Consider the following 307-nt stretch of genomic DNA (forward strand, 5'->3'; position numbering starts at 1 on the left):
GGTGATCGGCGGGCTGGCGGAATTCTACCAGCGGATATCCGGCAGAAGCGATCACTTCCGCGAGGTGCCGGATGGCTTCGAGAAGAGCGTCGCCGATTGACGGCATCAGCGGTTGCGATTGAAATTCCGGCCCCTATCGTGGTTCCGGTCCCCATCACGATCGCGATCCTTGTCGTGATCGCGGTCCCGGTCACGATCCCGATGATGCCCTTTATCGTGATAGTCGTGATCATCGTGCTGATCGTGATGTTCATGCCGGCCACGGCCATCATGCTTGTCGGGTTTATCCGGTTTGTCGTGATGCGGC

Annotated in this window: 1 protein-coding gene; it reads left to right on the forward strand. The window is 59.0% G+C overall.

Annotation, left to right across the window (positions count from 1 at the left end; all coding sequences use genetic code 11):
• Window positions 1-96 precede the first annotated feature (96 nt).
• Window positions 97-307, forward strand: a 211-nt coding sequence (locus tag AF337_RS43390; protein WP_160320372.1) for a hypothetical protein, incomplete at its 3' end; no start/stop codon positions are given.

It is taken from the genome of Rhizobium ecuadorense (genome assembly GCF_001187535.1).
In the GTDB taxonomy this organism is placed as follows: Bacteria; Pseudomonadota; Alphaproteobacteria; order Rhizobiales; family Rhizobiaceae; genus Rhizobium; species Rhizobium ecuadorense.